A 22,367-nucleotide genomic window follows, 5' to 3' on the forward strand; every position below is an offset into this window, starting at 1 on the left:
GTGATCAGTTGATGGAGACGGATTCGGCATCGCCGAACAGTTCAGCGCCGGAGACAACCACGCGGTCGCCGGGTCGCAGGCCGGACAGGATTTCCACTTCGCCCAGGCTGCTGACACCCAGCTGCACCGGACGGCGGATCGCGGTATTGCCCTCCATGACGTAGGCCTGGCCGTTGCCCTGTTCCACGAACGGGCCACGTTCGACCTTGATGACGTTGCGGCGGGTATCGAGCACGATCCGCGACTGCATGCGCTGGCTCTGGCGCAGGCCCTGCGGCTGCTTGTCGGTGAAGCGGATGCGGGCGTTCACTTCGCCGGCCACCACTTCGGGCGACACCGCGCTGATCTCGCCCGGGAACGGCTGGCCGTTGCCGCTGGTGAGCTGGGCCGGAATGCCGATCGACAGGTCGCGGGCGAAGCTTTCCGGCACCTTGATCTCGATTTCGAAGCGCGACAGGTCGACCACGCCCAGGATCGGGGCGTTGGCCGCCACCTGGGTGTGCTGGGTGGCCTGCACCTGGCCTACCTGGCCATCGAACGGCGCGCGCAGGGTCAGCGCGTCCACCTGGCGCTGCACTTCCTCCACCACCGCGCGCTGGCGGTCGGCCAGCAGGCGCTTGTTGCGGGCATCCAGGTCCGCGCCCTGACCCTGCAGGCGCGCGTCGGTCCGGGCATTGGCCAGGGAAATGTCGGCCTTCTTCAGGCTGTCGTTGGCTTTGGCCAGGTCGATCTGCGGTACCGCGCCACCGTCGTAGCCGCGCTGGTAGCGCTGCAGGTCGCGTTCGGCGGCCTGGCGCTCGATGTTGGCCTGGTCGGTTTCCTTGCTGGCCTTGGCCCGCGCCAGGGTGGCATCGAGCACGGCGCGGCTGGCTTCGGCTTCCAGGCCGGCCAGGGTGGTGCGCTCCTGGGCCAGCTTGCTGCGCAGCTCGGGGCTGTCGATCACCGCCAGCTCCTGGCCTTTCTTGACCACGTCGCCGGCCACCACCTTCAGGTCCACCGTGCCGGCGGAGATCGCGTACAGGATCGGGCTGTTGGCGGCGATCACCCGGCCATCGGCGGCCAGGTCGCGGACCAGGTCGCCCTGCTTGACCTCGGCGATGCGCACCCGCGCGCTGTCGAACGAGCGGCTCGCGCCGAGCCAGGCGCGGGCGGCAAAGCCGATCGCCAGCACCACCACCAGCGCGGCGATGCCCGGCCACAGCCAGCGCTTCCACGGCGCGGCCGTGCCCGGGGTAGAGAGGGTCTGGTCCTGTGCGGAAGTGTCGCGGATCATCGGGCTCGTTCGCGGTTGGGGATGCGATATGCCAAGCACACCGCGTGCCAACATTCCGGCCTTTGAAAACAATGGGTTGCGAAGTCTGCGCGATTGTCCGGGTGTCCGCGGACAGCGCAGCGGACACTTTTGTTAAGCGGACAGCGTCCAAGCCGTACGGCCGCCCACGCTAGAATGCGTGTTCGACAGCAGGGATCTGAATCTATGTGCGGGATTGTGGGAGCGATCGCGGATCGCGATGTGGTGCCGGTACTGATCGAAGGACTGAAGCGGCTGGAATACCGGGGCTACGACTCGTCCGGCATCGCGGTGCTGGACCAGACCCGTGCCCAGGCCGACGTGCGCCGCGTGCGCCGCACCGGGCGCGTGGCCGAGATGGAAAAGGCCGCCGTTGCCGAAGGCTTCGACGCCACCCTCGGCATTGGCCATACCCGCTGGGCCACCCACGGCGGCGTGACCGAAGCCAATGCCCACCCGCACATCAGCCACGGCGTGGCGCTGGTGCACAACGGCATCATCGAGAACCATGAAGAGCAGCGTGAGCGCCTGCGTGGGCTGGGCTACGTGTTCGAGTCGCAGACCGACACCGAAGTCATCGCCCACCTGATGCACCACAACCTCAAGAACGGCGACAGCCTGCTGTCGGCGCTGCAGCGCACGGTCAAGGAACTGACCGGTGCCTACGCGCTGGCGGTGATGAGCCGCGCCGAGCCGGACCATTTCGTGTGCGCGCGCATGGGCTGCCCGCTGCTGGTGGGCCTGGGCCAGGGCGAGAATTTCGTGGCCTCCGACGTGTCGGCGGTGATCTCGGCCACCCGCAACGTGATCTTCCTGGAAGAGGGCGACACCGCCGACATCCGCCGCGATGGCGTGCAGGTGTATGACGAACACAACCAGCCGGTGGACCGGGGCGTGCACCAGTCGGACGTGTCGCTGGCCTCGCTGGAGCTGGGCCCGTACCGCCACTTCATGCAGAAGGAAATCCACGAACAGCCGCGCGCGCTGGGCGACACCATCGAAGCGGCGATCGACGCCGGTGGCTTCCCGGCCGAACTGTTCGGCAAGAATGCCGAAAGCGTGCTGGCCGGCATCGAAGGCGTGCAGATCCTCGCCTGCGGCACCAGCTACTACGCTGGCCTGACCGCACGCTACTGGATCGAATCCATCGCCGGCCTGCCGTGCAGCGTGGAGATCGCCAGCGAGTACCGCTACCGTGCCGCGTATGCCAACCCCAAGCACCTGATCGTCACCATCTCGCAGTCCGGTGAAACCCTGGACACGATGGAGGCGCTGAAGTACGCCAAATCGCTGGGCCACCTGCACACGCTGTCGATCTGCAACGTGCCGGAGAGCGCCATTCCGCGCGCCAGCGAACTGGTCTGCTACACCCGTGCGGGCGCCGAGATCGGCGTGGCCTCCACCAAGGCGTTCACCACCCAGCTGGCCGCGCTGTTCCAGCTGACCGTGGTGCTGGGCAAGCTGCACGGCCGCGTCGATGCGGCGCAGGAAGCGGAGTACCTGGAGCAGCTGCGCTTCCTGCCGGGCAGCGTGCAGCACGCGCTCAACATGGAACCGCAGATCGCCATCTGGGCCGAGCGTTTCGCGCGCAAGAGCAGCGCCCTGTTCCTCGGTCGTGGCCTGCATTACCCGATCGCGCTGGAAGGCGCGCTCAAGCTCAAGGAAATCACCTACATCCACGCCGAGGCCTACCCGGCCGGCGAGCTCAAGCACGGCCCGCTGGCGCTGGTGGATGAGGACATGCCGGTGGTGGTGATTGCGCCCAACGACAGCCTGCTGGAGAAGGTCAAATCCAACATGCAGGAAGTGCGCGCCCGCGGCGGCGAACTGTTCGTGTTCGCCGACCAGGACAGCAACTTCGTCGAATCCGAAGGCGTGCACGTCATCCGCACCCCGCGCCATGCCGGCGTGCTCAGCCCGGTGGTGCACACCATCCCGGTGCAGCTGCTGGCGTACCACACTGCATTGGCGCGCGGCACCGACGTGGACAAGCCGCGCAACCTGGCCAAGAGCGTGACGGTGGAATAGCCATCGACCAAGGTCGATGGCGGGTAGGTAACGACCGTTGGTCGTTACGCTTCTCCAAAAAGGGCGATCCTGAGGGGCCGCCCTTTTTGTTTTCCTCCGCCCGCCGGCCAGCCCGTTGCCAGCGTGAATGTAACGTTATAACATCGCGCCTCATTTGAAGGGGGATGTATGCGTCGCCACGTTCTAGCAGTTGCCGTTCTACTCACCATCCATAGCGCCTACGCAGCGGACGAGACCACGCTTCCAGAGGTCACCGTCGAAGCCGACCGCCCGTCGCGGGTCGATACCGTGGTCGTGGTAGAAAACATCCAGGCCCAGAACCGCACGCTTGGCAACATGCTCGAGCATGTGTCGGGCGTGCAGAGCAGCGCCTTCGGGCCGAATGCCGGCGCGCCGGTGATCCGCAGCCTGGGCGGCAACCGCGTGCAGGTGCTGGAGGACGGTCAGTCCATCCTTGGCATGAATGCCTTGAGCGGCGACATCAACGTGCCCTTCGACCCGCTCTTCGTCAGGCGCGTGACCGTCAACAAGTCCTCCGACACGGTGCGCCATGGCGGCAACGCGCTCGGCGGCAGCGTCGACATCGATTCGGGCCTGGTTTCCCGTGAGATGGAAAGCAAAGACCAGGAAATGGAGCTGGTGCTGCGGCAGGGGTTCAACGATGTCGACGCCCAGGGCTTCCGCATGAACTTCAACAACCAGCGCAACGTGTCCACCAACGTGCAGATGTCCGTGCAGCGGATGTCGCATTACGACATCCCGGGCGACAGCAAGGCCGATGTATGCAACAGCCAGCTGTTTCCCGCCGCGGGCGGGGTCAACAGCGCGCTGGCCGATGCCTGCCAGAAGGAAGCGCGGATACAGCAGGTCTACAACAAGGCCTCGCAACCGTACATCGACCAGTTCATGACCGAAAACCCGGATTGGGCCGACGGCGAATTCTCGTACTACACCAACCGGCCCACCTCGGTGTGGATGGGCAGGACCTACGTCAATCCGGCAAACCCGCTGTACCAGGAAGGCACGCCGTCCTACGTGCAGAACCGGATCAACCGCGACGTCACCCCCAACTATCGCAGCACGCTGGGCAACAGCTATTCCCGCAACACGCACCTGGCCGTGGGCTCGACCTACTTCTTCGACCGTGGCTACCTGGCGGCCAGCATGGACTCGAAAGACAGCGAGTACGGCGTGCCCGGCTTCTCGATGGACAACCTCTCCTTCGGCACCGATCTCAGCCAGAGCCGACCGGTCGGCGTGAAACTCACGCAGGACCGCTACACGCTGGAAGGCACCCTGCGCGACCCGGTCCCTTTCCTCGAAACCGCCGAGCTCAAGCTGTCGCAGCTGAGCAACACATCGGGGGAGTACCTGGGCAGTTCGAAAGCCAACGCGTACGACTTCGAGATCTTCCAGGCAGAACTGCTGCTGGCCCACCAGCCGGTGGGCCCCCTGAGCGGTCTGTTCGGTGCCAGCCACCGCAACCGGACCATCCGCGGCAGTGGACCGCAGCGTTACCTTCCGGACGTGGACACCGAGGGCTTGGCTGCCTTCATCAAGGAAAGCCTGGACTTCAATTGGGCATCCTTTGACGCCGGCTTCCGCCACGAGCGCGTCGAGCACACGATCCAGCACAGTGCCTTCACCACCTCCAGGAACTCACCGAACGCCCCGCTGGAGGACCGCGCGTTCACGTTCAACAGCTACAACGCGGGTGGGTACGTGCAGCTGGGCCGCCTGTTTGGCGCCAAGGCCCGCTATTCCTCCTCGGCGCGCGCGCCTGACGTCAACGAGCTGTACGCCAGCAACCGGCACTATTCGGTGTTGACCCAGGAGGAGGGCGACCAGGACCTCAAGCCAGAGCGCGCCCGCAATGCCGAGTTCACCCTGTTGTTCAACAAGGGGGGCTTCGACATCACCGCCACCGCCTACCGCATGAAGATCGAGAACTTCCTGTACCAGGGCTACTCCGGCCTGCAGACTGCCAATCGCCTGCCCCTGAAGTACTGGAAGCAGACGGACACCACCGTCAAGGGCTTCGAAGTCGATGTTTCGCAGTCACTCGATCTGGGCAGCTACGGCAAGCTCGCGTTCTCGGCGTTTTCAGATCTGGTGAAGAACAAGGCCGACAACCCGGACTCCCTGCGCGCGCACAACGACGGCGAGTACCTGCCCAACATGCCGACCAACCGCTTCGGTGCCAATGTGGCCTGGGAGAGCGGTGGCTGGAAGGCGAGGGTGTCCAGTACGTACTACGACAAGCAGAAGTACCTGGGCAAGAACGTGAGCCAGGAGATACCGCTGGATGCGTTCAACCTGCTGGACGCCCAGCTCAGCTATGCCTTCGCCATGCGCAATGCAGTGGTGCAGGGCGTGGAGGTCTTCCTCAGTGGATCCAATCTGCTCGATGAGGACGCCCGGCCGCACAACTCGCCGCTGAAGTACATCGCACCGCTTCCCGGGCGTGGCTTCCAGGTGGGCGTGACCGTGAAGCTGTAACCGTCACGGTGATGGAGCTGCTCGTAATGGCCGCCACGTGTGGCGGTGTGGTGGCCTGCACGTGCCGGGGAACGGCAAGACATCAGGGAGTACGCGCCCCGGTAGCTGCCAGCCTCGGCGCGACCTTGGTGCTGTGGGCGCAGGCGAACGCCTTCTCGCCATCGACGTCGGCGCTACCCCTCATGCTGGCCCTGACGGGAAGCGCATTGATGATCGCTGCGCTGGCAGAGAACCGTCGCTTGCTGTCGCTGTGGATGCACGGACGGGACGCACATGCAAGACGATCCTGATCGGTGCCGGAGGCCGAAGGTCGCCGCCAGATCGCCAGCCTCAAGCTGGCAGCAACGGGCACGTGCTCGACCAGGAAGTAAATGGGTAGGTGCCGACCGTTGGTCGGTACACCCTCGAACAAAGGGCGGCCCACCGGGCCGCCCTTTGCCGTTTCTGGCGTCGGGAAAACTTTAGTCAAGTCCGCCCGCGACATTCAGCGTCGGTTCTAGTCGAAATGCGATTCTCGGGGTGTCAGCCGCTGGCTGCGTCAATCGGTCCCACCACGCAAGGCGTGTGGCTTCACCCAGTCTGCAACAGGAAAAAGAATGAACGTCCGCGAACTTCTGCAATCCAAGAAAGACTCCGTTGTCACCATCGACGTCGAAGACACGATCGGCGCCGCCGCCCACAAGATGAGCGCGCACAAGATCGCCGCGCTGGTGGTGATGAAGGACGATGTACCGGTCAGGATCATCTCCGAGAAAGACATCGTGCGCAGCTTGGCCGACGACGGCCCGCAGGCTGGGCGCCGGGTCATTTCCACGCTTCCCTCGGCGGGCCTGGAAGGCATCGCGCCCGAGGCGACCCTGAAGCAGGCCATGGCGCTGATGACCTATTCGCGCCATCGCCACCTGATGGTGACCGAGGGCAGCACGCTGGTGGGCATCCTGAGCCTGGGTGACATCGTCAAGAACCTGCTCAACGAGCTGGAGCTGGAGAAGGCGGTGCTGCAGGACATCTATATGGCCGCACACTGAAGAAGGCGGGGCAGTGGAGCGGACGTCCAGTCCGCTTCCACGCGGCGATGCGACGCTGGAGTGGCATCACGCACTGAGCGGTTCGCTCTATTCGGTGCGGCCGTTTCCAGCGTGGGTCGACAGCCTCTCCAGGTCACCCAGCAGCAGCCGATACGCTTCTTCCTGCGCTGCACCCACAGGCTGCCGCAACACCCAGGAAGGGTGCACGGTCGCAAAGCCCCGCGTACCATCTTCGAGTGTGTGCCAGCGGCCACGGTCGCGGCCCAGGTTGAAGCCGGGGCCAAACACGGCGCGCGCTGCACTGGCGCCCAGGCAGACGATCACCTTCGGGCTCACCTGTTCAATCTCCGCCAGCAGCCAGGGCCGGCACGCATTGATATGGGTGACCTGCGGCTTGGAATGGATGCGCTTCTTGCCGCGCCGCTCGTAACGGAAGTGCTTCACCGCGTTGGTCAGGTACAGCGTGCTGCGATCGATGCCCAGTGCCTGCAGCGCCCGGTTCAACAACTGCCCCGCCGGCCCGACGAAGGGGTGGCCGCTCAGGTCCTCCGAATCGCCGGGTTGCTCGCCAACGAACATCACCTGCGCATCGCGCGGGCCTTCGCCGAACACGGTCTGGGTGGCTGGCTCCCAGAGCGGGCAGCGCCGGCAACCAGCGGCCGCGGTGCGCAGCTCGTCGAGGGAATCGCCGTTCGCGGTTGCCGGGCCGCGCAGGGGAATGTGCTGCTCCGGTATCCGACGTTGTGGTGCCTGCGCTTCACGGTCATGCATTTCCTGCACGCGGTCACCGGCATCGCGCACCAGCGTGGGCAGCAGGCTCGCCTCCGGCAGGTGCTTCCAGTACCGGGTCGGCATTTCCTGCTGCATCATCCGGGTGTTCAGGCGGGCGGGATTGAAGATGTTGGCGTAGTAGGTGCGCCACAGTTCTTCGCGCGCATCCTCCACCGGCGCATCGGCCTGCTTGCTTCCGGGGCCGAAGGCCAGTTCCTGTCCGTCCCAGCGCACGCTGCGGGTGGGGGTGAGGATCGCCCAGCGCATGCCGGCGAAGCGGCGCGCGAAGAACGGCGCGACCCGGTCCACGATGTGGTGCTCGGGTTCGAACCACGCGATGAACGCGTTGTCCTCGCCGGGTACCTCGCGGAAGCGCACGAACGCTTTCATCTTGTGGCTGTCACGGCGTACCGCCTGGCCCAGTGCCATCGCACGCAGCACGTCGGGGTCGGCCGGGTTGGTCAGCAGGTCGCGCTCGCCATGCACGATGCGCCAGAGCATGCGGTACAGCAGCGCGTGTCGCTGTGGATCGCTGTGGCACAGGCAGGTGGACGCCAGTTCGACGAAGGATTTCGGCACGGGGATGGTTTTGCCGTCGCTTTCCGCAGGAGGCAAGCTCGCGAGCGGCGGCGCGTCCAGCAGCGAGGCGTGCCCTTCCTGCAGCCAGTCAAGGTGTTCGGGCGCAACGCCATGCTGCAGCCCCAATCGCGCCGCATCACGCCATGCCTGCACCGACCATGCCGGATCGACCCGCACACTCCAGCGGCTCATGCGGCGTCGGGAAACAGCGAGGCCTGACGCGGTGGCGGCGCCAGTCGTGCACGCAGGGCGGTGGGGTCATCCAAGGCGCGGCGCGGGTGATGGTCAGCCAGCTGCACGAACGGCAGCAGCTTGCTCATCGGCGCGCGCAGGCGGGCCACGTCGGCCACGCGCAGGCGCCCGTGGCGGCGTGCCATCAGCACGCGCTTGACGTTGCGCACGCCCAGCCCGGGCACGCGCAGCAGCATCTCCTTGGATGCCACGTTGAGGTCCACCGGGAAGCGCTCGGGGTGGCGGATCGCCCAGGCCAGCTTCGGGTCGATGTCCAGGTCGAGCATGCCGTTCTGCGTGGTGTCGGTGATTTCCTCCACGCCATAGCCGTAGAAGCGCAGCAGCCAGTCGGCCTGGTACAGCCGATGTTCGCGCGCCAGCGGCGGTGCCTGCACCGGCAGCAGCCGGCTGGCATCCGGGATCGGGCTGAACGCGGAGTAGTACACCCGGCGCATGCGGTAGTTGCCGTACAGGTTGTCGGCGGCGCCGAGGATCTGGTGGTCGCTGGCGCCGTCGGCGCCGACGATCATCTGCGTGCTCTGGCCGGCAGGGGCGAAGCGGGGTGCACGGGCGCGACCGGCGCGCTTGGTGGGGGAGGTTGGCGCCGGTGCCGCCACCGTAGTGGGCTTGGAGTCGCTGGCGGCCTTGGCCTCCTTGGCTTCTTCGATGCGCCAGCGCAGTTCACCCATTGCGCCGCGAATGGAGGGCAGCGATTTTTCCGGCGCGAAGCTGCTCAGGCCTTCCTCGGTGGGCAGCTCGATGTTGATCGAGAGGCGGTCGGCATAGCGCCCCGCCGCCGCCAGCAGTTCCGGAGACGCTTCCGGAATTGTCTTGAGGTGGATGTAGCCGGAGAAACGATGCGCCTCGCGCAGCTGCCGCGCCACCTCCACCATCTGCTCCATGGTGTAGTCGGCATTGCGGATGATGCCGCTGGAGAGGAACAGACCTTCGATGTAGTTGCGCTTGTAGAAATCCATGGTCAACGCAACCACCTCGGCGACGTTGAAGCGCGCTCGCGGCACATTGCTCGAAACCCGGTTCACGCAGTACGCGCAGTCGTAGATGCAGAAGTTGGTGAGCAGGATCTTCAGCAGCGATACGCAGCGCCCGTCGGGTGTGTAGCTGTGGCAGATACCGGCGCCTTCGGTGCTGCCTATGCCGCCGGAGCTGCGCGAATCGCGGCGTCCCGCGCCACTGGAGGCGCAGGACGCGTCGTACTTGGCGGCATCGGCCAGGATCGCCAGTTTGCGTATCGTCTCCATGGGGAAACGGTAGGGGCGGCCAGTCTCATGTTGTGAGACTGGGGTCGGCGCCGGCTGAAGCGTTCAGGGGGCCGGCGTGGGCGCAGCCACCCAGAGGGTGGCTCTACGAAGGCGCGTCTGGGTTACGACGATACTCAGAACGTGACTTTCACCGAGTCGGCGCTGTAGCTCGCCGGGCCGTGGTACACGACCTCGATGTTGTTGCCGTCCGGATCGATCGCGAAGGCGGCGTAGTAGCCCGGGTGGTAGGGGCGTTCGCCGGGGGCGCCGTTGTCCTTGCCGCCTGCGGCCAATGCCGCCTTGTGGAAGGCATCGACGGTGGCGCGGTCGCGGGCCTGGAAGGCCAGGTGGTGGCGGCCGGTCAGTTCACCGGCGGCCGCTTCGCTGTCGGCGGTGGAAATGAACAGCTCATCGGCCCAGAAATACGTGTCGCCCTCGCCGGCGATGGGAATGCCGATGGTGTCGAACACGGCCTGGTAGAAGCGGCGGCTGGCCGGGAGGTCACGCACGATCAGTTGCAGGTGGTCGATCAGCCGGCCGCGGTGCAGTTCCATGGTTTCCATGCGGGTTCCTTCGGGTGGAAAGGAACGCAGGTATACCATCGGCGGTGCACGCCCGCCTTGGCAGGGCGTGCACATTGTTGAAGCCGGGCAATCAGCCGATCGGGGTGTTGGAAATGATCTCCACCCAGTAGCCGTCCGGGTCCTTGATGAAGGCAAGGTGCTTCATGCGGCCGTCTTCCAGACGCTTCTGGTAGGGCACCTTGAGATCGTCAAAGCGCTTGCAGGCGGCGTGGATGTCGGGCACCGACACACAGATGTGGCCGAAGCCACGGGGGTCCTGGTTGCCGTCGTGGTAGACCGGGCCGTCCTGGGTTTCGGTGCCGTGGTTGTGGGTCAGCTCCAGCACGCCGGGAAGGCCGGCCATCCACAGCCGACGCGCATCGTCGCCTTCCGGGATCTGCGTACCCGCCGGCAGCAGGGCCAGGAAGTACAGGCTGAACTGGGCTTCGGGGAAATCACGCTGGTCGAGCAGGCGGAAGCCGAGCACGCGGGTGTAGAAGTCCAGCGAGGCGGCGGCGTCCTTGACGCGCAGCATGGTGTGGTTGAACACGAAGCCGGTGGTTTCGGCCGGCGCTTGGGCGGCAACGCCCGGCTGGGACTGCAGGGAGGCAAGGCTCATGGGGGATCCTGTGGGAGGCCGCGCAACGCGGCTGGCCGTTCATTTTAGCGGGGCGCCGGCAAGGGGACGTAGAATGCTGCATCTTCCTGGCCCATCGTCGACATGTCGCAGCGTGAATGGGTGGCCGCCGCCATCCGCAAGATCGAAGCCGATTTCAACCGTTCGGCCGATACCCACCTCATTCCGATGGACCTGCCGGGCCACCCGGGCATCGAGCTGTACTTCAAGGATGAATCCAGCCATCCCACCGGCAGCCTGAAGCACCGCCTGGCGCGCTCGCTGTTCCTGTACGCGCTGGCCAACGGCTGGCTGCGCGAGGGACGCCCGGTGATCGAGGCGTCCAGCGGCTCCACGGCGGTGTCTGAAGCCTACTTCGCGCGCCTGCTGGGCCTGCCGTTCATTGCGGTGATGCCGGCGACCACCTCGCCGGAAAAGATTGCCGCCATCGAATTCCACGGCGGCCGCTGCCACCTGGTCGAACGCGCCTGCGACCTGAACTGTGATTCGGAAAAGCTGGCCCGCGAAACCGGCGGCCACTTCATGGACCAGTTCACCTACGCCGAACGCGCCACCGACTGGCGCGCCAACAACAACATCGCCGAATCCATCTTCAAGCAGATGGCCGAAGAGCCGCACCCCGTTCCGGAATGGATCGTGTGCAGCCCCGGCACCGGCGGCACCGCCGCTACGCTGGGCCGCTACGTCAGCTATCGCCGGCACGACACCCGTATCCTGTGTGCAGACCCGGAAGTGTCGGTGTTCTTCGACGGTTACCGCGCTGCCCTGGCCGGTGAACCGTGGCGCGAGCTCACCTGCAGCGGTGGTTCGCGGGTGGAAGGCATCGGTCGGCCCCGGGTGGAATCGAGCTTCATCCCGACCAGCGTGGATGCCATGGTCAAGGTGCCCGACGCGCTGAGCCTGGCCGCCATGCGCCATGTCAGCCGCCAGCTGGGGCGCCGCGTCGGCGGCTCCACCGGTACCAATTTCATCGGCGTGCTGCATGCCGCCGAGCGCATGCGTGCGGCCGGGCGCAGCGGCTCGATCGTGACGATCCTGTGCGACAGCGGCGAGCGCTATGCGCACAGCTACTACAACCCGGACTGGTACCCGCGTCAGGGCATCGACGTGGAGCAGGCCGATGCGGTGATCGCCGCGGCGGTGGCCGGGCAGGGCCTGCCGGAGCTGCCCAACGCCGCGCTGGAAGCGCTGTACTGAGCAACACCGACCGGTGAACGGCCACGAACCCGTGGCCGCCGGGGCTTGTGCAGCACCGGGTCCGGTGCCATATGGTGGGAAACGCCGGCGTGCCGGCCCCGCTGTCTGGAGACCCCGCTGTGACCCCTGCCAATCCCCTGCTCGATTTTTCCGGCCTGCCCCGTTTCGATGCGATCCAGCCCGAGCACATCGGCCCGGCCATCGATACCCTGTTGGCCCAGGCCGAGGCGGCGGTGAAAGCGGCCGAAACCGTGCAGCCGGTCAGCTGGGCCCGTTTCGTCGAGCCGCTGGACGATGCCACCGAACGCCTGTGGCGCGCCTGGGGCCAGGTCAGCCACCTGCAGGCAGTGGTGAACACGCCTGCGCTGCGCGAGGCCTACAACAGCAACCTGCCCAAGGTGACCCGCTTCGGCAGCGCCCTCGGCCAGAACCTGGCGCTGTTCCAGCAGTACCGCGCCTTGGCGGCCACGCCGGAAGCGGCGCAGTATGACCCGGCCCGGCGCAAGGTGCTGGACAACGCTCTGCGCGATTTCCGCCTGGGCGGCGCCGAACTGGACGAGGCCGGCAAGGCGCGGTACAGCGCGATCCGCGAGGAGCTCTCGGCGCTGTCGGCGACGTTCTCGCAGAACGTGCTTGATGCCACCGATGCCTGGTCGCTGCACGTGGAAGACCGCAGCGAACTGGCCGGCCTGCCCGAGGATGTGGTGGCCGCTGCCCGTGCCGCGGCGGAGAAGGATGGCCTCCCGGGCTGGAAGCTGACCCTGCAGATGCCGTGCTATCTGCCGGTGCAGACCTATGCCGAACACCGCCCGCTGCGCGAAGCGCTGTACCGCGCCAACGCGCTGCGTGCCTCCGAGTTCGGTGATGCCAAGCTGGACAACAGCGTGCACATCGACCGCATCCTGGCGCTGCGCGCCGAGCTGGCCTCGCTGCTGGGGTTTGCCAGCTACGCCGAATACTCCATCGAAACCAAGATGGCCGAAGACGCGCCGCAGGTGCTGGGCTTCCTGCGCGATCTGGCAGCACGCGCCAAGCCCTACGCGCAGCGCGACCGCGCCGAGCTGGACGCGTTCGCCCGCGACGAACTGGGCCTGCCTGCGTTGGAAGCGTGGGACCTCGCCTTTGCCTCCGAGAAGCTGAAACAGGCGCGCTACAGCTATTCCGAGCAGGAAGTGAAGCAGTACTTCACCGAGCCGAAGGTGCTGGAGGGCCTGTTCAGCGTCATCCACGGCCTGTACGGCCTGCAGGTGCAGCCCGACCAGGCGCCGGTGTGGCATCCGGACGTGCGCTTCTTCCGCCTGGTCGATGCGCAGGGCGCGCTGGTCGGGCAGTTCTACCTGGACCTGTACGCGCGCGAGGGCAAGCGTGGCGGCGCGTGGATGGACGACTGCCGCAACCGCCGCGACACCGCCCATGGCGTGCAGACGCCGGTGGTGTACCTGGTGTGCAACTTCGGCAAGGGCGCCGAAGGCAAGGTGTCGACCTTCAGCCACGACGAGGTGACTACGCTGTTCCATGAAATGGGCCATGGCCTGCATCAGTTGCTGACCCGCATCGGCGAGCTGGGCGTGGCCGGCATCAACGGCGTGGAGTGGGATGCGGTGGAACTGCCGAGCCAGTTCATGGAGAACTTCTGCTGGGAGTGGGACCGCGTGCAGGCGATGACCGCGCATGTGGAGACGGGCGAGCCGCTGCCGCGCGCGCTGTTCGAGCGCATGCTCGCCGCGCGCAACTTCCAGAGCGGCATGTTCACCGTGCGCCAGCTGGAGTTCGCGCTGTTCGACATGCAGCTGCACAGCAGCTTCGACCCCGTGCAGGACAGCGTGCTGCAGCTGCTTGAACGCGTGCGCGACGAAGTGGCGGTCAACCGCCCGCCGGAATGGAACCGCTTCCCGCACCAGTTCAGCCACATCTTCGCCGGGGGCTATGCGGCGGGATACTACAGCTACAAATGGGCCGAGGTGCTCAGCGCCGATGCGTATGCGGCGTTCGAGGAAGCGCCGGATCAAGTGGCCGAAACCGGCAAGCGCTTCCGCGATGAAGTGTTGTCACGCGGTGGCAGCCGCAGTGCAGCGGAGAATTTCGCCGCGTTCCGCGGGCGCGCACCGAACGTGGACGCGCTGTTGCGCCATAACGGCATGGCCGGTTGATCCCGTGTACCGACCAACGGTCGGCACGGCGCTGAATCATTCGGCGTAAATCATCGTGCGGCTCATGCCGCCATCCACCACATGGTCCTGCCCGGTGATGAACCCGGACAGGTCCGAGAGCAGGAACACCGCCAGCGCACCGATATCCTCGGGCTGGCCGACCCGGCCGACTGCATGCTGGGCATGGTCGCGGCGCGACAGCTTCGGCGTGCGCCGCCGCGCCGGGGCCTGCCACGCATCGGTGGTGATCCAGCCGGGGCTGATGCTGTTGACCCGCACCTGCGGCCCGCTGCTGATCGCCAGCGCGTGGGTAAACGCCACCAGCCCGCCCTTTGCCGCAGCATAGGCTTCGCTGTCCGGCTCGGACTGCCACGCGCGGGTGGAGGCGATGTTGATGATTGACCCGCCGGCCTTGTCCGCCGCCTGCGTGCGCAGCGCCGGCAGTGCGTGTTTGCTGCACAGGAACGCCCCATGCAGGCTGGACAGGCGGCGCTGCCATTCGGCCAGCGTCATCTCCGCCAGTGGGGTGCCATGCGCGCTGGCGATGCCGGCGTTGTTGACCAGCCCGTCAATACGTCCGAACCGTTTCAGCGTGGCCTTGACCAGCGCCTGTACGCTGCGTTCGCGGGCCACATCCGCACGCTGGAAGGCGGCGCGCTCGGGCAGTGCCCATTCCTTCAGGCAGGCGCGGCCGGCGTCGGCGTCCAGGTCGGCGATCATCACGCTGCCTCCCGCCCCCAGCACCGCCTGCGCGATGCCACGGCCCACCCCCTGCGCACCACCGGTGACGATCACCACGCGGTCGCGCAACGGCTGCGCGGGCCAGTCAGTGATGGCCGGGGTCAGTGGCATCGCGGGGTGTCCTTGCGGCCGAGCAGGCGGGTCCAGCCTTCAATGCCCAGCTTGTCGAGGGTTTCAATGTTGCGTTCGACGATCACGTCCGGATCCGGGAACGCGGCCACCGCGCGTTCCACGCTGTCTTCGCGCAGCAGGTGCAGGGTCGGGTAAGGCGCGCGGTTGGTGTAGTTGCTCACATCATCCGGCGCGACCCCGGCGAACTGGTACTGCGGGTGGAAGCTGGCCACCTGCAGGATGCCCTGCAGGTCCAGCGCCTCGATCGCGGCATCGGCGTTGTCGAGGAAGTCGTTGTAGTCCAGGAAATCGGTCAGCACGTCCGGGTGCACGATCAGCGTGGTGTCGATCTGCTCGGCCGGGGTGTCGCGCAGCAGCACCAGTTCTTCGGCGAGTTCTTCCACCAGTGCTTCGATGGTGGTCGCGTCGCTGAGCACGAAGCGCACCTGGTCCTTCACGTACACCGCCTTGGCGAACGGGCACAGGTTCAGGCCAATGACGATCTGCTCCAGCCAGCGCCGGGTTTCCGCGATGGGATCGCTGCCGTCAGGCGCGGTGTCGGCGGGCAGGGGCAGGTCATTCATGGCGGGCGATTTCGCGGGCTGGGCAGCGCATTGTACGGGGGCCGGCCAGGGCGGGCGTGATCGGGCCAGGGCCGGGCAGGGCCCGGCACCCGGCGCGCTGGATCAGTCGCGGAAATTGTCGAATTGCAGCGGGACCTCGAACTTTTCCTTTCTCAGCAGGGCCATCACGTCCTGCAGGTCGTCGCGCTTCTTGCCGGTCACGCGCAGCTTGTCGCCGTTGATCTGGCTATCGACCTTGAGCTTGGCTTCCTTGATCGCTGCGGCGATCTTCTTGGCAACCTTCTGTTCGATGCCCTGTTTAACCGTGATCTTCTGGCGGGCGCCGGCGAGATTGGTTTCGATATCGCCGAATTCCAGGCAGGCGGCGTCGATCTTCCGCGCGGTCAGGCGCTGGCGCAGGATGTCGGTCATCTGCTGCAGCTGGAAGTCGCTGGGAGCGGACTGGCTGATCACGCTGTCTTCCAGCACGAACCTGGCATCCACGCCCTTGAAGTCGAAACGGGTGGACAGCTCGCGGTTGGCCTGGTCGACCGCGTTGGTCAGTTCGTGGATGTCGACTTCGGAAACGACGTCAAATGAGGGCATGGGGATTCTCCTGCAGGTGAAGCCCCCATTCTAACCAACCGTGCATGGACGTCCCGGCAGGGGCGGCGATAATGGGCCATGAACACCCAACGCTCCCCCTCCCGTGCCGTCGCCTGGATGCTGATGGCGGTGGCCTGCTTCTCGCTGATGGATGCGGGCATGAAGCAGCTCGCCTCCAGCTACCCCACCCTTCAGGTCACCTTCCTGCGCGGCGCGGCTTCGTTGCCGTTCGTGCTGGTCTGGGTGCTGGCCACGGCCGGCCCGCGCTCGCTGATCCCCGTGCGCTGGGGCCTGCACCTGCTGCGCGGCCTGCTCGGCATGGCGATGATCGGCTGCTTCGTGTTCGCGCTGCGCAGCCTGCCGCTGTCCACCGCCTACACCATCTATTTCGTCGCACCGCTGCTGATCGCAGCGCTGTCGGTGCCGCTGCTGGGTGAGCATGTCGGGCCGCGCCGCTGGATCGCCATCGGCATCGGCCTGGTCGGAGTGGTGGTGGTGCTGCGCCCCGGGGTGGACGGCTTCATTTCGGTGCCGGGGCTGATGGTGCTGCTGGCGGCCACGGCCTACGCGGTGGCCGCCATCACCGTCAGCATGCTGACCCGCACCGATACCCCCCAGTCCATGGTGGTGTGGTTCCTGGTGATCCTGGCGCTCGGCGCGGGCCTGCTGGCCCTTCCGGACTGGCAGCCGCTGCAGCTGGGACACGCCGCGCTGATCGCCGGAATGGGCCTGGCCGGAGCCGGGGGCCAGGTAGCCCTGACCCGCGCCTTCCAGCTCGGCGAGGCCTCGTTGATCGCCCCGCTCGAATACACCGGGCTGGTCTGGGTGATTGGCTGGGACCTGGCGTTCTGGGGCGTGCTGCCGGACCGGTTCACTTGGCTGGGCGCAGCGATCATCGTGGCCTCCGGCCTGTACCTGCTGCACCGCGAGCGGGTCCGCCAGGTCCGTGCGCCGCAGCCGCTGGACCACCCCTGAGCCCCGCCAGGCGGGCGACGACGTTTCCTTATAAGCAAAGGGAATATCATTCGAATCTGCCGCGCGGGCCAGGGCCGTCCCGCGCTGGTAGGCTGCACGCCCCCTCCCGTCGATGCCCCGGTTGACCGCGAAGTGATCGAGTTCCAGCGCCTGCACAAATCCTACGCCGTCGGTGGCCGCGCGATCGCCGCGCTGCAGCCGCTGGACCTGACCATCGAGGCCGGCGAAGTGTTCGGCATCATCGGCCATTCCGGCGCGGGCAAATCGACCCTGATCCGGCTGATCAACCGCCTGGAAGAGCCGACCGGTGGCCGCCTGCTGATCAACGGCGAGGATGTCACCGCGCTGGACCGCGATGGCCTGCGCGCGCTGCGCCGCAGGATCGGCATGATCTTCCAGCACTTCAACCTGCTGTCGTCGCGCACGGTCGCGGCCAATGTGGCCTTCCCGCTGGAGCTGGCCGGCACTCCACGGGCGGACATCGACGCAAGGGTAAGCGAACTGCTGCATACCGTGGGCCTGGAAGCGCACGCCAACAAGTATCCGGCACAGCTGTCCGGCGGTCAGAAGCAGCGCGTCGGCATCGCCCGCGCCCTGGCCACCCGCCCGCAGATCCTGCTGTGCGATGAAGCGACCAGCGCGCTCGACCCGCAGACCACCGCCTCGGTGCTCAAACTGCTGGGCCGGATCAATCGCGAGCTGGGCCTGACCATCGTGCTGATCACCCACGAGATGGATGTGATCCGCCGCGTCTGCGATCGCGTGGCCGTGCTCGATGCCGGCCACCTGGTGGAAACCGGGCCGGTCACCGAGGTGTTCCTGCATCCGCAGCACCCGACCACGCGCCGCTTCGTCAACGAATCCGAGCAGGTCGACGAAGGCGAGCTGCACAAGGATTTCGACGCCGTGGCCGGGCGCATCGTGCGCCTGACCTTCCTCGGTACCGATACCTATGAGCCGGTGCTGGGCCGCATCGCGCGCGAGACGGGGGTGGACTACAACATCCTGTCCGGTCGCATCGACCGCATCAAAGACACCCCGTATGGCCAGCTGACGGTATCGCTGGTGGGCGGCGACGTGCAGGCCGCGCAGGCCGGCTTCGTGGCCGCCGGCGTTCACCTGGAGGAGCTGCGCCGATGATCATCGCTACTGCGGGCGGGTTCTTCCGCCATCTCGACGCGGCCAAATGGGCGGACATCGGCCAAGCGACCGTCGATACCCTGCTGATGCTGGCCGGCTCGCTGCCGCTCACCCTGGCCATCGGCCTGCCGCTGGGCGTGCTGCTGTTCCTGACCGGTTCGCCGCAGCTGCACCGCAAGCCGGTGCTGTACGGCGGGCTGGCACTGCTGGTCAACCTGCTGCGTTCGGTGCCTTTCATCATCCTGATGATCGTGCTGATCCCGATCACGCTGTGGATGATGGGCACCTCGCTCGGCGTGCGCGGTGCGATCGTGCCACTGGTGATCGGCGCAGCGCCGTTCTACGCGCGCCTGGTGGAAACCGCGCTGCGCGAAGTAGACCGCGGCGTGATCGAAGCCAGCCAGGCGATGGGCGCCACCACCTGGCAGCTGGTCAGCCGGGTACTGTTGCCCGAAGCACGGCCGGGCCTGATTGCCGGGGCCACCGTCACCGTGATCGCGCTGATCGGCTTCACCGCCATGGGCGGCGCGATCGGCTCAGGTGGCTTGGGCGATCTGGCCTTCCGCGACGGCTACCAGCGTTCGCACACCGATGTGGCCCTGGTCACCGTGGTGCTGCTGCTGGTACTGGTCCAGCTGCTGCAGATGCTGGGCGATTGGCTGGTAGGGCGGTATTCGCGCAAGTAAATTGATCTGACGTTCGGCCTGATCACCTTACGTTCGGAACCTCGTACCCCAGGCGGTCCACCTGCTCGGGGTGCTGCGGCACGCGCTTGAGCTTGTCGGTGTTGACCCCGTACTGATCGCGCAGGCGGGTGGCCAGCTCCTTGTACAGCTCCTTGTCCATGTCCGGCTTGCGCGCGAAGATCCAGGCCATCTCGCGGCCCGGGTAGCCCAGCATCGCCCAGGAATAGTCCGGCGCCACTTCCAGCACGCGGGTGTGGGTCGGTACCACCTTGTAGAACCAGGTGCGCCAGTTGTGGTTGCCACTCTCCTCATCCACCGAGGCGCGCACGGTCAGTTCCTGCTGCGGCTCGGAGAAACCGTCGCGGAAACGATAGGTGATGGACACCTTCTGGTCGCCGCGCAGCGTGTACTGGTTGACGCTGGCCACGTGGCCACGCTCGACCGGATTCGGCACGCGGCCGATCACATACCAGGTGCCCATGAACTTCTGCAGGTCGATCGGAGCGCTCGTCGCGGTACTGGCCACCGACGGCGGGGTCGGCTTGCTGTCGCCAAAGGAGCAGGCGGCCAACAGCGACAGCGACGACAGCAGCAGGGCAACGCAAAGCGGACGGTTCGATGACATGCGGCGGAAGGCTCCAGGGGCGTGCAGGGGCATGGTGGGTGGGACGACGAAGAACGTCAATGGTCGAAGCGTGGAAGGTCGCAGCCTGTGAGATGGATGCACGGCAAGGTAGCGCATCACTTTCGCACGGAGCCGTGTCATGCCCTTGTCGTCTTCGCGTCATTCCGCTTCTTCACGGTCCACCACGCGGTCGTTCGAAGCGCCGCACCCGCAGGTGCTGCGCGGGGTCCGGCAGGTCGCCCTGGCCGGCCTCGCCCTCGTCCTGGTGTGGCCGGCCGCGCGCGGCGACAGCCAGTGGCTGGGCTGGTTGCCGCTGTGGCTGGTGGGCATGCCGTGTCTGGCCTGGTGGAGCCTGTACCGGTTCCGGCTGCCGCTGGGCCTGTTGCGCCGCCAGGCCCAGCGCCGGCGCGGGCCGCAGGCCAGACGCCGCATCCGGCTGCAGCCGCGCCGGACGGCGCGCCCTGACCTTCGACAGGGGGGAGCGGGGCAGGCCGTGTGATAGCGTCCGGGGGATATGACCGCCTGGAGCCGCAATGTCACGACTCGCCTCTGCCTGCCTGATGGCAGGCCTGTTCTCCGCTGGTGCCGCTGGAAACGCTATGGCAACTGAGACCCCTGCCGATCCCTACGCCTGGTTGGAAGATGTCACCGGCGACAAGTCGCTGGACTGGGTCAAGCAGCAGAACGCCAAGTCCGAAGGCCGTCTGGCCCAGACCCCGGCCTTCAGGCAGATGGAAGCCAGCATCCGCGAGGTGCTCGATTCGGATGCCAAGATTCCCGGCGTGCAGAAGATCGGCGAGTACTACTACAACTTCTGGAAGGACAAGCAGCACGAGCGCGGCCTGTGGCGGCGCACCACGCTGGATGAGTACCGCAAGCCGGCGCCGAAGTGGGAGACCGTCCTCGACCTCGACGCGCTGAACAAGGCCGAAGGCGAGAACTGGGTGTGGCACGGCGCCGAATGCCTGCGCCCGGAGTACACCCGCTGCCTGATCGCGCTGTCGCGCGGTGGCGCCGACGCCGATGTGACCCGCGAATTCGACCTCGCCGACAAGCGCTGGATCAAGGACGGTTTCTTCCGTCCCGAATCCAAGGGCGGGTTGGGCTGGATCGACCGCGATACCGTGTTTGTCTACACCGATTTCGGCAAGGACAGCATGACCACCTCCGGCTACCCGCGGGTGGCCAAGCTGTGGAAGCGCGGCACGCCGCTGTCGGCAGCCAGCGTGGTCTACGAAGGCAAGCCCGATGACATGTACATCGCGGCGATGCATGACGATACGCCGGGGTATGAGCGCAATCTGGTCAGCCGCACGCTGGCCTTCTACAACAACGAGATCTACCTGCGTGCTGACGATGGCACACTGACCAGGATCGATGCGCCGAACTCGGCCGAGAAGGGCCTGCGGAAGCAGTGGCTGACCCTGGAGCTGCGCGATCCGTGGACGGTGGGGGGCAGGACCTATGCCGCCGGTTCGCTGCTGATCACCAGGCTGGACGACTTCATTGCCGGCAAGCGCGACTTCGAGGTGCTGTTCGCCCCCACCGAGACCACCTCGCTGGCCGGCTCCAGCTGGACGAAGAATCATCTGGTGCTCAACGTGCTTGATGACGTCAAAAGCCGCCTGCAGGTACTGACCCCGTCGGCCGAGGGCTGGCAGAAGAGCGACTTCACCGGCGCGCCCTCGTTCGGTACCGTGGCGGTAGGCGCGGTGGATGCCGACGAAAGCGATGCGGTGTGGATGACCGTCACCGACTACCTGACCCCGACCACCCTGGCGCTGGCTGAAATCGGCAAGCAGCCGGAAGTGCTCAAGACCATGCCGGCGTTCTTCGATGCCGAAGGCAAGGTGATCGAGCAGCACTTCGCTACCAGCAATGACGGCACCCGCGTGCCGTACTTCGTGGTGCATGCCAAGGACATGAAGCTGGACGGGTCCAACCCGACCCTGCTGTACGGTTACGGCGGCTTCGAGATCTCGCTGACCCCGTCGTACTCCGGCGGCATGGGCCGCGCCTGGCTGGAAAAGGGCGGCGTGTACGTGGTGGCCAACATCCGTGGCGGCGGCGAGTACGGCCCGCGCTGGCACCAGGCGGCGCTGAAGCAGAACCGCCACAAGGCTTATGAAGACATGGCCGCGGTCGCCCGTGACCTGGTGAGCCGCAGGATCACCTCGCCGAAGCACCTCGGCGTGCAGGGCGGCAGCAATGGTGGCCTGCTCACCGGCAACATGCTCACCCAGTACCCGGAGCTGTTCGGGGCCGTGGTGGTGCAGGTGCCGCTGCTGGACATGAAGCGCTACAGCCACCTGCTGGCCGGCGCCTCGTGGATGGCCGAATACGGCAACCCCGACACTGCCGACTGGGCGTACATTCAGACCTTCTCGCCGTACCACCTGTTCGACCCGAAGAAGACATATCCTCCGGTGCTGTTCACCACCTCGACCCGCGATGACCGCGTCCACCCGGGCCATGCCCGCAAGATGGCGGCGAAGATGATCGAGGCGGGCAAGGATGTGACCTACTACGAGAACATCGAAGGCGGCCACGGTGGCGCGGCGAACAATGCGCAGGCGGCGCACATGTCGGCGCTGGCTTACAGCTTCCTGTGGGAACGGTTGAAATAAGAGGGTGTGCCGACCAGCGGTAGCCACCGATCGTTGGTCGGTGGGCATCTCCGGGTG

Annotated in this window: 19 protein-coding genes; 10 read left to right on the plus strand and 9 right to left on the minus strand. The window is 66.5% G+C overall.

Annotation, left to right across the window (positions count from 1 at the left end; translation table 11 throughout):
• Nucleotides 1-4: 4 nt before the first annotated feature.
• The gene (locus tag ACTJI4_RS02285; protein WP_392918479.1) at nucleotides 5-1,273 is read right to left on the minus strand and encodes an efflux RND transporter periplasmic adaptor subunit; all 1,269 of its coding nucleotides are present in this window, start codon (nucleotides 1,271-1,273) and stop codon (nucleotides 5-7) included.
• Nucleotides 1,274-1,477: 204 nt separating this feature from the next.
• Between ACTJI4_RS02285 and glmS the strand changes: the two genes are divergently transcribed.
• The 3 genes from glmS to ACTJI4_RS02300 all read left to right on the plus strand — a co-directional run bounded on the left by glmS (nucleotide 1,478) and on the right by ACTJI4_RS02300 (nucleotide 6,846).
• Entirely contained in the window at nucleotides 1,478-3,319 is a 1,842-nt protein-coding gene (glmS, locus tag ACTJI4_RS02290) for a glutamine--fructose-6-phosphate transaminase (isomerizing) (protein ID WP_440868396.1), read from the plus strand.
• Nucleotides 3,320-3,487: 168 nt separating this feature from the next.
• Complete coding sequence (locus ACTJI4_RS02295) at nucleotides 3,488-5,818, plus strand: TonB-dependent receptor (RefSeq protein WP_440868397.1); 2,331 nt, start codon at nucleotides 3,488-3,490, stop codon at nucleotides 5,816-5,818.
• 596 nt (nucleotides 5,819-6,414) lie between these two features.
• Nucleotides 6,415-6,846 carry a CBS domain-containing protein gene (locus tag ACTJI4_RS02300; protein WP_392918470.1) on the plus strand — a complete coding sequence of 144 codons (432 nt, stop codon included), beginning with the start codon at nucleotides 6,415-6,417 and terminating at the stop codon, nucleotides 6,844-6,846.
• A gap of 87 nt (nucleotides 6,847-6,933) precedes the next feature.
• On the opposite strand, the gene ACTJI4_RS02305 is transcribed toward ACTJI4_RS02300, so the two are convergent.
• The 4 genes from ACTJI4_RS02305 to gloA all read right to left on the minus strand — a co-directional run bounded on the left by ACTJI4_RS02305 (nucleotide 6,934) and on the right by gloA (nucleotide 10,871).
• Nucleotides 6,934-8,388, minus strand: a complete 1,455-nt coding sequence (locus ACTJI4_RS02305) for a UdgX family uracil-DNA binding protein (RefSeq protein ID WP_440868398.1) — start codon at nucleotides 8,386-8,388, stop codon at nucleotides 6,934-6,936.
• Nucleotides 8,385-9,689, minus strand: a complete 1,305-nt coding sequence (locus tag ACTJI4_RS02310) for a putative DNA modification/repair radical SAM protein (protein ID WP_392918464.1) — start codon at nucleotides 9,687-9,689, stop codon at nucleotides 8,385-8,387. Before ACTJI4_RS02310 ends, ACTJI4_RS02305 begins: the two co-directional genes overlap by 4 nt.
• A gap of 134 nt (nucleotides 9,690-9,823) precedes the next feature.
• Nucleotides 9,824-10,252 carry a VOC family protein gene (locus ACTJI4_RS02315; protein ID WP_193069514.1) on the minus strand — a complete coding sequence of 143 codons (429 nt, stop codon included), beginning with the start codon at nucleotides 10,250-10,252 and terminating at the stop codon, nucleotides 9,824-9,826.
• Between the two features lie 91 nt (nucleotides 10,253-10,343).
• On the minus strand, nucleotides 10,344-10,871 hold the full coding sequence (gloA, locus tag ACTJI4_RS02320) for a lactoylglutathione lyase (RefSeq protein WP_440868399.1): 528 nt from the start codon (nucleotides 10,869-10,871) through the stop codon (nucleotides 10,344-10,346).
• Nucleotides 10,872-10,973: 102 nt separating this feature from the next.
• Between gloA and ACTJI4_RS02325 the strand changes: the two genes are divergently transcribed.
• Together ACTJI4_RS02325 and ACTJI4_RS02330 are read left to right on the plus strand one after the other, a co-directional pair.
• Entirely contained in the window at nucleotides 10,974-12,086 is a 1,113-nt protein-coding gene (locus tag ACTJI4_RS02325) for a PLP-dependent cysteine synthase family protein (RefSeq protein ID WP_093534005.1), read from the plus strand.
• 119 nt (nucleotides 12,087-12,205) lie between these two features.
• Nucleotides 12,206-14,236, plus strand: a complete 2,031-nt coding sequence (locus ACTJI4_RS02330) for a M3 family metallopeptidase (protein ID WP_440868400.1) — start codon at nucleotides 12,206-12,208, stop codon at nucleotides 14,234-14,236.
• Nucleotides 14,237-14,272: 36 nt separating this feature from the next.
• On the opposite strand, the gene ACTJI4_RS02335 is transcribed toward ACTJI4_RS02330, so the two are convergent.
• From ACTJI4_RS02335 to ACTJI4_RS02345, 3 genes are all read right to left on the minus strand, one after another.
• Nucleotides 14,273-15,088, minus strand: coding sequence for an SDR family oxidoreductase (locus ACTJI4_RS02335; protein WP_392918455.1), 816 nt, complete (start codon nucleotides 15,086-15,088; stop codon nucleotides 14,273-14,275).
• A complete protein-coding gene (locus ACTJI4_RS02340; RefSeq protein ID WP_440868401.1) occupies nucleotides 15,079-15,672 on the minus strand; it encodes a DUF1415 domain-containing protein in 594 nt (197 codons plus the stop codon). The genes ACTJI4_RS02335 and ACTJI4_RS02340 overlap by 10 nt, the downstream gene beginning before the upstream one ends.
• A 102-nt stretch (nucleotides 15,673-15,774) precedes the next feature.
• Nucleotides 15,775-16,257: a YajQ family cyclic di-GMP-binding protein gene (locus ACTJI4_RS02345; protein ID WP_392918450.1), complete on the minus strand. Its 483-nt coding sequence runs from the start codon at nucleotides 16,255-16,257 to the stop codon at nucleotides 15,775-15,777.
• A gap of 78 nt (nucleotides 16,258-16,335) precedes the next feature.
• Here ACTJI4_RS02345 and ACTJI4_RS02350 point away from each other — a divergent pair, with 78 nt between their 5' ends.
• From ACTJI4_RS02350 to ACTJI4_RS02360, 3 genes are all read left to right on the plus strand, one after another.
• Nucleotides 16,336-17,232: a DMT family transporter gene (locus ACTJI4_RS02350; RefSeq protein WP_392918447.1), complete on the plus strand. Its 897-nt coding sequence runs from the start codon at nucleotides 16,336-16,338 to the stop codon at nucleotides 17,230-17,232.
• A 132-nt stretch (nucleotides 17,233-17,364) separates the two neighbouring features.
• Nucleotides 17,365-18,372, plus strand: a complete 1,008-nt coding sequence (locus tag ACTJI4_RS02355; RefSeq protein WP_440868402.1) for a methionine ABC transporter ATP-binding protein — start codon at nucleotides 17,365-17,367, stop codon at nucleotides 18,370-18,372.
• Nucleotides 18,369-19,058 (plus strand): methionine ABC transporter permease, encoded by a 690-nt coding sequence (locus ACTJI4_RS02360; RefSeq protein WP_217535714.1) that lies wholly within the window; start codon nucleotides 18,369-18,371, stop codon nucleotides 19,056-19,058. Before ACTJI4_RS02355 ends, ACTJI4_RS02360 begins: the two co-directional genes overlap by 4 nt.
• 22 nt (nucleotides 19,059-19,080) lie before the next feature.
• On the opposite strand, the gene ACTJI4_RS02365 is transcribed toward ACTJI4_RS02360, so the two are convergent.
• Nucleotides 19,081-19,683, minus strand: coding sequence for a lipocalin family protein (locus ACTJI4_RS02365; protein WP_392918442.1), 603 nt, complete (start codon nucleotides 19,681-19,683; stop codon nucleotides 19,081-19,083).
• A 139-nt stretch (nucleotides 19,684-19,822) separates the two neighbouring features.
• Here ACTJI4_RS02365 and ACTJI4_RS02370 point away from each other — a divergent pair, with 139 nt between their 5' ends.
• Together ACTJI4_RS02370 and ACTJI4_RS02375 are read left to right on the plus strand one after the other, a co-directional pair.
• A complete protein-coding gene (locus ACTJI4_RS02370; protein ID WP_440868403.1) occupies nucleotides 19,823-20,182 on the plus strand; it encodes a hypothetical protein in 360 nt (119 codons plus the stop codon).
• A 34-nt stretch (nucleotides 20,183-20,216) separates the two neighbouring features.
• Nucleotides 20,217-22,310, plus strand: coding sequence for a prolyl oligopeptidase family serine peptidase (locus tag ACTJI4_RS02375; protein ID WP_440868404.1), 2,094 nt, complete (start codon nucleotides 20,217-20,219; stop codon nucleotides 22,308-22,310).
• The last annotated feature ends 57 nt before the right edge of the window (nucleotides 22,311-22,367 follow it).

It is taken from the genome of Stenotrophomonas sp. 22385 (assembly GCF_052045085.1).
GTDB lineage: Bacteria > Pseudomonadota > Gammaproteobacteria > Xanthomonadales > Xanthomonadaceae > Stenotrophomonas.

Bases quoted from the DNA above. Each gene is read 5' to 3' on its own strand.
- ACTJI4_RS02285 (WP_392918479.1), bottom strand. From the start codon at position 1,273: ATGATCCGCGACACTTCCGCACAGGACCAGACCCTCTCTACCCCGGGC.
- glmS (WP_440868396.1), top strand. From the start codon at position 1,478: ATGTGCGGGATTGTGGGAGCGATCGCGGATCGCGATGTGGTGCCGGTA.
- ACTJI4_RS02295 (WP_440868397.1), top strand. From the start codon at position 3,488: ATGCGTCGCCACGTTCTAGCAGTTGCCGTTCTACTCACCATCCATAGC.
- ACTJI4_RS02300 (WP_392918470.1), top strand. From the start codon at position 6,415: ATGAACGTCCGCGAACTTCTGCAATCCAAGAAAGACTCCGTTGTCACC.
- ACTJI4_RS02305 (WP_440868398.1), bottom strand. From the start codon at position 8,388: ATGAGCCGCTGGAGTGTGCGGGTCGATCCGGCATGGTCGGTGCAGGCA.
- ACTJI4_RS02310 (WP_392918464.1), bottom strand. From the start codon at position 9,689: ATGGAGACGATACGCAAACTGGCGATCCTGGCCGATGCCGCCAAGTAC.
- ACTJI4_RS02315 (WP_193069514.1), bottom strand. From the start codon at position 10,252: ATGGAAACCATGGAACTGCACCGCGGCCGGCTGATCGACCACCTGCAA.
- gloA (WP_440868399.1), bottom strand. From the start codon at position 10,871: ATGAGCCTTGCCTCCCTGCAGTCCCAGCCGGGCGTTGCCGCCCAAGCG.
- ACTJI4_RS02325 (WP_093534005.1), top strand. From the start codon at position 10,974: ATGTCGCAGCGTGAATGGGTGGCCGCCGCCATCCGCAAGATCGAAGCC.
- ACTJI4_RS02335 (WP_392918455.1), bottom strand. From the start codon at position 15,088: ATGCCACTGACCCCGGCCATCACTGACTGGCCCGCGCAGCCGTTGCGC.
- ACTJI4_RS02340 (WP_440868401.1), bottom strand. From the start codon at position 15,672: ATGAATGACCTGCCCCTGCCCGCCGACACCGCGCCTGACGGCAGCGAT.
- ACTJI4_RS02345 (WP_392918450.1), bottom strand. From the start codon at position 16,257: ATGCCCTCATTTGACGTCGTTTCCGAAGTCGACATCCACGAACTGACC.
- ACTJI4_RS02350 (WP_392918447.1), top strand. From the start codon at position 16,336: ATGAACACCCAACGCTCCCCCTCCCGTGCCGTCGCCTGGATGCTGATG.
- ACTJI4_RS02360 (WP_217535714.1), top strand. From the start codon at position 18,369: ATGATCATCGCTACTGCGGGCGGGTTCTTCCGCCATCTCGACGCGGCC.
- ACTJI4_RS02365 (WP_392918442.1), bottom strand. From the start codon at position 19,683: ATGTCATCGAACCGTCCGCTTTGCGTTGCCCTGCTGCTGTCGTCGCTG.
- ACTJI4_RS02370 (WP_440868403.1), top strand. From the start codon at position 19,823: ATGCCCTTGTCGTCTTCGCGTCATTCCGCTTCTTCACGGTCCACCACG.
- ACTJI4_RS02375 (WP_440868404.1), top strand. From the start codon at position 20,217: ATGTCACGACTCGCCTCTGCCTGCCTGATGGCAGGCCTGTTCTCCGCT.